The organism is Vibrio profundi (assembly GCF_043642225.1).
GTDB classification, from domain to species: Bacteria; Pseudomonadota; Gammaproteobacteria; order Enterobacterales; family Vibrionaceae; genus Vibrio; species Vibrio profundi_A.
The window spans coordinates 155,448-166,604 of record NZ_JBHZSF010000013.1 but is presented as its reverse complement, the minus strand read 5'-3'; the positions used below and the strand labels follow the sequence as shown (position 1 = coordinate 166,604).

Sequence of the window (11,157 nt, the reverse complement as noted above, 5' to 3'; positions counted from 1 at the left end):
ATAATCGAACGAGAAGGCACAGTGCTCTTGGGTACCTAAGCCCAATGAACTTTGAAAAGCAAAATGTCGCTTAGTTAGTGTCCAGTCTGACTGGAGCAGATCGGCAACATCTATACCATAAGTTTTGAACATACCGAATAACTTACGTGCTTCATCGGCAGGTAAACCGCTAATCCTATCAATAGCCTCAACTACTAGTAGTGAGCCTCTCGCTATATCTACATTCTTAGCTGCCTCGATAAAAGCACCTAACCCAGCATTTGCCTCCGTATTTAACCCTTTATAGGCAGAAAGTCCCCTATCGGTAATCAAATTATCTTCGACTACTTAAGTATGCCGCCCGCTACTTCGGTTACTGGCATTTTTCATTTCTACAAACTTCGTAGCAGATTCCACTTGCCTACGTAACCCATCTCCCTTCGTTTGTGTCCCTTTACTTACCCTTGAGTAAATATATGCTTTTCTTATTTCCATACTTGCTCCTGCTTATCATGCTATAAAATAGGCATTTAATATATCCAACCAACGGCATAGCACCAACCAACTCAGACGATTTTCGTGGGCGCGTTATCTTTTATAAGCAATAGTAAATATCTGTTTTTACTGATAAAAAAAGGCCAACCCTTTAAAAGGATTGGCCTTAAATCATTGAATATAAATCAATCTAGGAGTGCAACCGACTGCTTTACTATAACCAACTCTTCATTGGTTGGAATAACCATAGCGACTGCGTTCAACAACTCAGACTTAGCAATGATGCCTGAATTACCAAAGCGCGCATCTTCATTACCCTTTTCATCTTCAACGAAGCCTAAAAGTTTTAGGTTGTTTAAAATTTCACGACGAATAGGTAATGAGTTCTCACCGATACCACCTGTGAAGATAATCGCATCTAGATTGGTTAACGGGATCATGTAAGAGCCGATGTATTTCGCCACTCGGTACGTAAAGACTTCGAATGCTAGCTTCGCGCCTTCATGACCGTTTTCCATTGCTTCTAAAATGCCACGAGCATCAGACGTTAGGCCTGAAACACCTAGGAAACCTGATTTCTTGTTCAGAGTTTCAAAAACTTTCTCTTGGCTCCAGCCTTTTTTCATCAAGAACTCGATAATACCTGGGTCTAAATCACCAGAGCGAGTTCCCATCATTAGACCAGCTAGAGGCGTGAAACCCATAGAGGTATCAACTGACTGACCATTTTCGATAGCACAAACTGAAGCGCCGTTACCTAGGTGAACGGAAATGAAGTTCGCTTCTTCAACTTTCTTTTCAAGCATCTTAGCGGCTTCACGGCTTACAAAGTAGTGGCTTGTGCCATGGAAGCCGTAACGACGGATTCCGTACTCTTTGTATAACTCGTTTGAAATAGCGCCTGTAAAGGCCTTCTGAGGCATTGTTTGGTGAAATGCAGTATCGAACACCGCGAACTGTGGAAGGCTTGGGAACGCCTGCATAGCAGCTTCAATGCCTTTAGCGCCTGCTGGATTATGTAAAGGAGCAAGATCAGATAAGTTTTCAATCTCAGCCAGCACTTCGTTATCAATACGTACCGTAGAGGTGAACTTCTCACCACCATGTACGATTCGGTGGCCTACTGCCACCAGCTCATCCGTAAAGCCTAATGTATCCATTAATCTAACAATGCGGTTGATCGCATGTTGATGATGATTGTCTGGTGCATCAATGGCTTCTTCTGTTTTTTCACCGTTGTATTTCCAGCCGATAACAGCTTTAGCCATGCCAAAGCACTCACCTAAGCCGCTTACAATAGCGTCACCACTTTTAGAATCGATAACAGCGAATTTTAACGAAGAGCTACCAGAGTTGATAACCAGTACAAACGAATTAGACATTGGATAAGAGTCCTGTTTCATTACGAATTAAGAAGCGGATGCTTCATTGTTTAGTCCCCCCATTATTCAATAATTTTTTAATGTTTCAACTTTTGTTTTACCTAATTAGCAAATCTAAGCAATTTTGATTGATCTCCATCAACAATGCATTTTTTTTGAGTGTGAAATTAATCAATTACCCCTCGAATAATGTAACTACTCAGTTCATGCCTACACTTAGATAAAGATCAATAGTGATTAACGACACACTATTTGAAATTAACCATACATATACAGTACAGCAAACTATTAATATCGCACTCCCTATAGATTAAGGACTTACTGATTTTGCCTATTGTACCTTCAACGCTCGTTAGCATCGGAATCATTACACTCTGTTTGGGTCTGGTCCAAGCGCATAACATTTGTAGTCTTACGAAACATAAAGGTTGGACAATACTATCTAGCCTGATCGTAGGTTTCATTATTGGTTACGCTTACTTCTTGAGCGAATTGCTATTGATGGAGCGTTCAAACGCACTTGTGCTAGGCGTTTCTCTTATACTATTTGGAGGGAGTATCTTTGTTGTGATGGTAGTCCGCTATAGCTTAGTCTCGATATCTGATCTCAACAAACTGGCTTTAGAAGAACAATTCAATGCACTCCATGATTCACTCACCTCTCTCCCCAATAGAAAAAGTTGCAATAAAGAGATCGACAAGCGCATTCACGAAGGGCAAGGGTTTTCTGTTTTACTGTTCGACGTGATTAATTTTAAACAAGTCAACGATGCTTTGGGTCATTCTTGCGGAGATGAACTTCTCATTCAAATCGCTAAACGTGTTTCAAAAGTACTTAAATCAGATGAGATGCTTGCGCGACTAGGCGGAGACGAATTCGTCATCATCACCACTCGCCACTCCACCTTTGAAGTGACTCAATTGGTCAACTTCATTGAGCTGTCGCTAAAAGAACAGTTTTTCGTTAATAACTTTGAAGTTTCAACAGGTGTGGTATTTGGCTCGAGTCAATTTCCTGAAGATGCTATCACAACAGCAGAGCTTATCGATTATGCGGATGTCGGTATGTACCACGCCAAAAATAGTGGCCAAGTGCTCAGCCATTACCACAGTGATATGACGAAAACCGCACGTTTCAATCTATCGATCTCTGGCCGAATACCAAATGCCATCGAAAACAATGAGTTCATGCTGTATTACCAACCTATCATTTGCCCAGACAAAAATAGAGTGACTGAGTATGAAGCCCTGATTCGTTGGAAAATGGAAGACGGCAGCTACATCCCCCCAGCGAAATTTATTCCTATCGCTGAGCAGAGCAATAAAATCACAGACATTACTATCTGGGTACTGGAACAAGTTTGTCGTGATCTCTCTACCCTGACCCAAAATGATGTCTGTTATCCAATTCATATTAATCTATCGGCTAAAGACGTCATTGGAAACAAGCTATATAAAGCCCTCGCTGACATTGCAGCTTCCAACCCTACTTTTACTCAACTTATTGTGGTTGAAGTTACCGAGACAGCCACTATTACCAATATTCCTAACTGCCAAGAGCGCTTAGAACGCATTCAACGGCTAGGTTACAACATCAGCCTTGACGATTTCGGAACCGGTTATTCTTCGTTATCGCTGCTGAGGGATCTTCCTATAGACCAAATAAAAATCGATAGGAACTTCATCAATGACATTTCATTCAATACCAAGAATAAAACCATTGTTGAAACAGCAATCAGACTTGCTCATGGATTGGGCTATTCCATTGTTGCGGAAGGCGTTGAAGAAAAGGAAACATTAGACTTACTGAAAGAAATGAAGTGTGACTTTATTCAGGGTTACTATTTTTCTGAACCCTATCAACTCGAAGAGATCATTCGCTGGACTAAAGATTTCCATATGAAATCTGCCGTTTCATGAGTTTGAAAACCAAACAACAAAAAAGCCGAAGCAATATGCTTCGGCTTTTTTAGTTAACTCAGTAATCGTAATGATTAACCTTCGTTACGGTCGCTACGACGTGGGCGTCCGCCATTACCGTTACCATGGCCACGTTCGCCACGGTAGTTACCACGGTGATCGCCACCACGGTTACGGTCGAAACGACGCTCACCATCACGGCCGCCTTCACGGTTGCCATCACGGTTTCCGTCACGGTTGCCACGGTAACCACCGCGACCGCCTTCACGGTTGCCATCACGGTTTCCGCGGTAACCACCACGACCACCATCACGACCGCCACGGCCACCGTTACCACGACGTGGTTCACGGAAATCATTGAAGTCTACAACAACAGCGCCAGCTTCTTTTTGACGGATGCGTAGCTTGCTTAGTTTACCAGCAGTTTCAGAGTTCATTGCTTTTGGCAGTTGAACGTAAGTTGAACCTTGGTCAAGTTTGATAGCACCGATAGAACCTTTAGTTAGGCCAAGTTCGTTCGCTAGTGCGCCAACGATATCTTTAACCTGAACACCTTGTTCACGGCCAACTTGAAGTTGGTAAGTGTCCCAATCTTGAGTATTGAAGTCACGACCACCGTTATCACGGTTTTCACGACGCTCTTTACGACGGTTCTTATCACGCTCGATAGCTGCGATCATTGGGTCTTCGCCAATGTAGAACAATGGACGCTTACCTTGCTGACGCTTAAGAAGCATTGCAGCTAGAGTTGCAGGATCAATCTCTAGAGACTCTTGAAGTTTAGCAACAAGCTCTTCGAAGTTTTCAAGAGACTTATGCTCTTTCTCAGCTTCTAGCTCAGCGCCAAGCTTAGCTAGACGAGCTTCAGCAACTTTGTCACGTAGAGGAAGTTGGATTTCTTCCATTGATGACTTAGTTACGCGCTCGATAGTGCGAAGCATACGAATTTGGTTAGTGCGAACTAATAGGATCGCTTTACCTTTACGTCCAGCACGGCCAGTACGACCGATACGGTGGATGTAAGACTCAACATCGAATGGGATGTCGTAGTTAAATACGTGAGTGATACGTGGAACATCAAGACCACGTGCTACAACGTCAGTTGCAACTAGGATATCGATAACACCTTGTTTGATGTGATCAACAGTACGCTCACGTAGAGACTGAGGAATATCACCGTGCAGTGCAGCAGCTTTGAAGCCACGTGCAGATAGCCAATCAGCTAGACGCTCAGTGTCTTGACGAGTACGTACGAATACGATTGACGCGTCAGTTTCTTCAGTTTCTAGAAGACGAGACATTGCTTCGTCTTTTTCTACGCCTTTAACAACCCAGAAGTTCTGCGCTACTTTGTCAACTGTGTGGTTAGTACCAGCAACGTCAACTTTTGCAGGGTTACGTAGGTAACGATCAACAATAGTCTTAACCATTGGAGGCATAGTCGCAGAGAAAAGTACACGTTGTGCAGATTCTGGCGCTTGCTCTAGGATCCAAGTAACGTCATCTACGAAGCCCATTTTTAGCATTTCATCTGCTTCATCAAGAACAAATGTGTGTGCTTCATCTAGGTGTAGACGGTCACGAGTTAGTAAGTCTTTAACACGACCCGGAGTACCAACAACAATGTGAGCACCGCGGCTTAGAGCGCGCATTTGGTCAACAATTGAAGCACCACCGTAGATTTCAATAACCTTAAGGCCTTTGATATCACGACCAAGGTTTTTGATTTCCGCAGCAACTTGAATCGCTAGCTCACGAGTAGGAGCCATGATGATTGCTTGTGGTTTGTGTTGGTTTAGGTTGATTTTGTTCAGCAGAGGCAGAGAGAATGCAGCTGTTTTACCAGTACCTGTCTGTGCTTTACCTAGTGCGTCTTTACCTTCTAGAAGAAGAGGAATAGCTGCTGCTTGGATTGGTGTAGGAGAAACGAAACCCATGCTATCAAGTGCTGAAAGGATGTTTTCGTTAAGGGCTAATTCATTAAATTGAATTACAGATTCGGACATTGGGATCCCACTATCTTATAAGTAAACAAAAGGTCCCAGGTGCTCTACCAATTCCAATACTGATCCAATCAGATACTGATTCCGTTCAGTTGCGAAGCAGTAATAAAACGCATCAAGCCGTTAGGGACGTCTAAGGGAGGCGGATTATTCCCTAAATGCATAAAAAAAGCCAGAAAAAATTGAAATACATCACATATTTTTCTTAATGAACAAGAATCTGAGCATCATATCAACAATTTTTGATCATTATCCCACCACAGGTCGATTTTGCTCATTTGAAGTGCATACATTTATCTATCGTTCAGATTGCTTTAGGTAGTAATCACGCTCTGCAATGATTATAGTGTCCGCAATTGTTCTCGTAAGATAAAAGTAAGATGTTTCAAGATAACCCGTTACTCGCACAGCTAAAGCAACAAATTCAAGAAACCCTGCCTAAAAAAGAAGGCACCATCAAAGCCACCGAAAAAGGTTTTGGCTTTTTAGAAGTCGATAGTAAAACTAGCTACTTTATCCCGCCTCCTTATATGAAGAAGTGTATTCATGGCGATAAAGTAGTCGCTATTATCCGCACGGAAAAAGAAAAGGAAGTTGCTGAGCCAGAAGAACTGGTGGAACAAGGTCTTACTCGTTTCATCGCGAGAGTTAAGCTTTTCAAAGGCCGTTTGAATGTGGTTCCGGATCACCCTCAGCTCAAGAAGCTACAGCTAAAAGCGAAAGCAAAGAAAGGGCTGAATCCTGAAACACTTAAAGAAGGCGATTGGGTTGTTGCTCATATCATCCAACACCCTTTAAAAGGTGATAACGGCTTCTTGGCTCAAATTTCTGAAAAGATCACAGACGCTGACGATAAAATCGCGCCGTGGTGGGTCACTCTTGCTCAAAATGATTTACCAAATAGCGAGCCAGCAGGTATCGACAACTGGGCAATTAACGACGACGCCAATTTAGAACGTATCGACATGACTCATGTGCCTTTCGTGACTATCGATGGTGAAAGCACCAAAGACATGGACGATGCGCTATACGCGAAGAAGAAAGAGAACGGTGATTTTGAACTGACTATCGCGATTGCGGATCCGACAGCTTACATCTCTCCAGATGACGAGATGGACAAAGTTGCTCGTGAGCGTGGTTTTACTATCTACCTTCCAGGCCGTAATATTCCAATGCTTCCACGCGATCTAGCAGACAACTTATGTTCATTGATCGAAAATGAAGAACGCCCTGCCCTTTGCTGTACCGTGACGGTATCTAAAGAAGGTGTAATTGGGGATGATATTAAGTTCTTCGCCGCTAACATTAAGTCACATGCTCGCCTAGCGTATAACCACGTTTCAGACTGGCTTGAAACAAGTTCACCCGATGCGTGGCAACCATCCGACGACATTGCCTCAGTCGTTAAAGAGCTATTTGAATTCTCTCAAGCTCGCGCAGAGTGGCGTCAAAACAACGCAGTTGTCTTCCCAGACCGCCCAGATTACCGTTTTGAGCTCAGTGAAGATAATGATGTTGTAGCCATTCATGCTGATATGCGCCGTAGCGCGAACAAGCTTGTAGAAGAAGCGATGATCACTGCCAACATCTGTGCGGGTCGCGTTCTAAAATCAACGTTCAACCAAGGTGTTTTCAACTGTCACTCTGGCTTTAAGTCAGAAAAAGTGAAAGACGTGTTGGAACTAGTTAACCCAGAAAGCGAAACGGCATTTACAGAAGAACAAATCAGCTCTCTAGAAGGCTTCGCAAGCCTACGTCGTTGGTTAGGAACATTGGATACTTCTTACTACGACAATCGCATTCGTAAGTTCCAAGCCTACAGTGAGATAAGCAATGAGCCATTACCTCACTTCGCAATGGGCTTAGATATCTATGCGACATGGACTTCTCCAATTCGTAAATACGGCGACATGATTAACCACCGCATGCTTAAAGCGCATATTCTCGGTAAAGCACCTATTCAAACACCAGACGAAACCATTGGTGAAGAATTAGCGCTTCACCGTAGACATCACGGTATGGCTGAACGCAACGTGGGTGATTGGTTATATGCTCGCACTCTAGCGAATGCGCCATCAGAAGAAACTCGCTTCCAAGCCGAGATCTTTGATATCAACCGCGCAGGTATGCGTATCCGCCTTCTGGAAAATGGCGCTGCGGCATTCATCCCTGGTTCTCTCATTATTGATAATAAAGAAAGAATTGAATGTAATGGTGAAGCAGGCACTGTTTCTATCGATAAAGAAATGGTATACAGACTGGGCGACGCTTTAGAAGTAGTATTAACTGAGGTTAATCAAGAGAACCGCAACTTAGTCGCGAAGCCTACTCAGGTTTTCGCGGATATTGTCGAAACTCAAGAAGAATAGTAACTGACTTCTAACTTCTGATAAAAAGGCGCCGAGTGCGCCTTTTTTTATTGGTAACTATCCTAAAATAAACAGTCTGTCACAGCAGTAACTCACAAGAAGTAGAATAAATGCCATCAATTGAAATTACTCGCTTTTCAAATTTCATTCACAGGAAAAAGGAACGTTACCCTGCTTCTAAAAACGGGATTTTCTTCGTGTCTAAAGGAAGCCTTTCTTTTACTCAGCCAGCCGGTATCGACGGCTGCCTAAATGCTGGTGAGTTTTCTTTGTACAATTCTGGGGAAATCCAAAACGTTGAAATTGAGCTTGATGATGGCCAATTTTCAGCGCTGTCGATCGATTTTGATTTATCAATCTTTCAGGAATACCGAAATCAGTTCGACGATATTGAAATTCCAAGACCGCCGAGTCAGTACATTAAATTTGATCGAACCCATACTGACATTTGTACCCTCAAAGATTTGATCGTGACCTTAGTAGAATCTGGCTCTGAAAATAAATTTGCTTTGTCTCAGCTTGCGATGTCTTTGCTCTCACTCATTGTCGAAAAAGAACCCTCGCTTCTGGCAACCGTCGCAAAGGCTGCCCAATTAAGTGCGACCCAAAAAGTGATTTACTACATTGAAAGTAATATTGAAAATGATATTTCATTGGAATCTCTTGCCATTCACATGGGTATGTCCACCGCGACGCTGAAAAGACGCCTAGCTTCAGAAAACTTGTCCTTCTCGAGTCTTCTCAAAGTTAAGCGGATCAATCATGCGGCGACACAACTAAGAACAACCAATAAATCGATTACTCAAATTGCCTATGAATCTGGCTTTAAAAGCGCAGCACACTTTAGTACGGCATTCAAAGGGCTTCAGGGATTAACACCAAAAGAGTTTCGTAGCAGAATTGCAGAATACAGCTTTAAATGAGTAATCAGGACCAGAAATAGGACTGAGGATCTTTCTCTATCTCTCTTAAGATAGCATCGAGATCTTCAGTTCTCGGTAAGAAAGGATACGGAATCCAGTTGAAGTCATCTTGTTCACTCGACGGAATATAGACGAGCCAGCGATGGCCGTCTTCTTCGAACACCACTTTCGCCACATAGCTGACATACTCCGAATGGCTAGAATCCAGTAAGTAATGGGCTTTAGAGAACGTCACACCGTCATCACAAGATTCGCACAGCGACTTACCTAACTCTACAGGTAAGTTAGTATTTCGATTCGTGCAAAGCCGCCGAGCATTGAATACCAAGCGACTCATCTCCATTTGAATCACTGACATAGATTTCTCATTAAAGTGTTCGATATGAGTTAGCGGTTTAGAAAGTAGACGTATTCAGAATCAGCTTAGAAGTAAGTCGCAAACAAATCCAGATTAATCCGAAATTTGTCCCACTCGCTGTTCTCATTAACTCTCAACAGCTTCACAAAAGTGTCATCTACAAGTCATATCATATGCGCCAATCATAACAATCAGATGGAGTAATCTATGTTACGAGTCGCACTTGCTTCTCTCCTTTCTTTTGCTTTAACAGCGCCCGCAGCTCTCGCCCAGGAAACCAATATCTCTGGCTCTACTTCAGTTGCTCGTGTGATGGATGTACTTGCCGAGGAATACAATAAAACTCACCCAGAAAACTATGTAGCCGTTCAGGGGATTGGCTCAACTGCAGGGATTACCATGGTCAATAAAGGGGTGGCAGACATTGGTATGAGCTCTCGCTACTTAACGGAACGTGAACAAGTCGAAAACCTCAATGTTTTCCCTATCGCTTTTGACGGCCTAGCGGTAGTCGTAAACCGTTCTAATGGCGTAACTAACGTGACGCGTGAGCAGCTGTTCAATATTTACCAAGGTAAAGTAACCAACTGGAAAGAAATTGGCGGAGTCGACCAACCTATCGCAGTGGTCACACGTGAAGCTTCTTCTGGCTCTCGCTATAGTTTCGAAAGTTTACTTGGGCTAACCAAGATCATAAATGACCGTCTAGTGTCAGACATCAACCCCAATAATTTGGTCGTCAACAGCAATAGCATGGTTAAGACAATCGTAAACCATAACCCGCACGCTATTGGTTTTATCTCGGTAGGCTCTGTCGACCGTTCAATCAAAGCGGTTCAATTTGAAGGGGTTGATCCAACTTCAGACAATATTTCAAACGGAAGTTACGAGTTATCGCGCCCGTTCTTACTTCTTCACAAAAAAGATGAACTGAGTGAAGAGAGCGAAAGCTTCATTAAATTTGTGACATCTGTGAAAGGACAAGAACTCATTGATGAGTACGGATACACGAAGCTGAAAACCAAATAGTAATTTTCACAGCATAAAAAAAGAGAGCCATAAGGCTCTCTTTTTTAGATTCTTTTCTTGTTTAGAAATGAAGTTGAATGACAGAAACAACAACCGCACCTGGGCGACGAACCCCTTCGATCTCTACACGAATCTCGCGTTCAATCTCTAAACCTTTTCTAATTGGCGTGACTTTCAATAAAGTACTTTTCGCTCTGACGTTATTTCCTGATTTTACTGGATACGGAAACCGAACTTGGTTCAAGCCAATATTAACCACCATTTTTGCAGTTGGAAATTGTGAACTGTCAGGGTCTACGCTATCGGTCAGCTTAGGTAGAAGAGATAAAGTCAAAAAACCGTGCGCGATAGTCGTCTTAAACGGCGAATCTGACTCAGCCTTTTCTGGATTGGTATGAATCCATTGCATAAACTCAGAGTGATGCGAAGACAGGCTATCACCTCGGTGTTTAAATAATTCGACGACTTTCATAAGAACCTCAATGCATTAGTTTGTTTTGCCTAACTCTCTAATTTTGAAGCACTTCACAATATTCTGCAAACACTTTCGAGCATACAAGCGTTCGCCGAATCGATAAATTCAAATAAAATCATAAGGTTAATAATAAAACACTATTTTATTAGACTTATAAAAACTGAGTAATAGGTCAAGTTTTTAGAAGAATTACCAATATATGCAACCGCTTTTATTACTAAAAC

9 protein-coding genes are annotated in these 11,157 nt (G+C 42.6%); 4 read left to right on the top strand and 5 right to left on the bottom strand.

Annotated elements, in window-relative coordinates; all coding sequences use genetic code 11:
- Positions 1-312 (bottom strand): recombinase family protein (locus ACHUFI_RS18055; protein WP_463596588.1); only part of this gene is annotated, 312 nt, incomplete at its 3' end.
- 347 nt (positions 313-659) lie between these two features.
- Positions 660-1,856: an acetate/propionate family kinase gene (locus ACHUFI_RS18050; protein ID WP_394251636.1), complete on the bottom strand. Its 1,197-nt coding sequence runs from the start codon at positions 1,854-1,856 to the stop codon at positions 660-662.
- 327 nt (positions 1,857-2,183) lie between these two features.
- On the opposite strand from ACHUFI_RS18050, the gene ACHUFI_RS18045 reads away from it, so the two are divergent.
- On the top strand, positions 2,184-3,776 hold the full coding sequence (locus tag ACHUFI_RS18045) for a putative bifunctional diguanylate cyclase/phosphodiesterase (protein WP_394251634.1): 1,593 nt from the start codon (positions 2,184-2,186) through the stop codon (positions 3,774-3,776).
- A gap of 74 nt (positions 3,777-3,850) precedes the next feature.
- On the opposite strand, the gene ACHUFI_RS18040 is transcribed toward ACHUFI_RS18045, so the two are convergent.
- Positions 3,851-5,782, bottom strand: a complete 1,932-nt coding sequence (locus ACHUFI_RS18040; RefSeq protein WP_394251632.1) for a DEAD/DEAH box helicase — start codon at positions 5,780-5,782, stop codon at positions 3,851-3,853.
- Between the two features lie 377 nt (positions 5,783-6,159).
- On the opposite strand from ACHUFI_RS18040, the gene rnb reads away from it, so the two are divergent.
- On the top strand, positions 6,160-8,148 hold the full coding sequence (rnb, locus tag ACHUFI_RS18035; RefSeq protein WP_394251630.1) for an exoribonuclease II: 1,989 nt from the start codon (positions 6,160-6,162) through the stop codon (positions 8,146-8,148).
- A gap of 110 nt (positions 8,149-8,258) precedes the next feature.
- A complete protein-coding gene (locus tag ACHUFI_RS18030) occupies positions 8,259-9,071 on the top strand; it encodes a helix-turn-helix transcriptional regulator (protein WP_394251628.1) in 813 nt (270 codons plus the stop codon).
- Between the two features lie 4 nt (positions 9,072-9,075).
- Here the strand turns inward: ACHUFI_RS18030 and ACHUFI_RS18025 are convergent, their stop codons facing one another.
- The gene (locus ACHUFI_RS18025; RefSeq protein WP_394251626.1) at positions 9,076-9,429 is read right to left on the bottom strand and encodes a DUF3024 domain-containing protein; all 354 of its coding nucleotides are present in this window, start codon (positions 9,427-9,429) and stop codon (positions 9,076-9,078) included.
- A gap of 207 nt (positions 9,430-9,636) precedes the next feature.
- On the opposite strand from ACHUFI_RS18025, the gene ACHUFI_RS18020 reads away from it, so the two are divergent.
- Positions 9,637-10,458, top strand: a complete 822-nt coding sequence (locus tag ACHUFI_RS18020) for a phosphate ABC transporter substrate-binding protein (protein ID WP_394251624.1) — start codon at positions 9,637-9,639, stop codon at positions 10,456-10,458.
- Between the two features lie 61 nt (positions 10,459-10,519).
- Here the strand turns inward: ACHUFI_RS18020 and ACHUFI_RS18015 are convergent, their stop codons facing one another.
- Positions 10,520-10,930: a MaoC family dehydratase gene (locus tag ACHUFI_RS18015; protein ID WP_394251622.1), complete on the bottom strand. Its 411-nt coding sequence runs from the start codon at positions 10,928-10,930 to the stop codon at positions 10,520-10,522.
- Positions 10,931-11,157 lie beyond the last annotated feature (227 nt).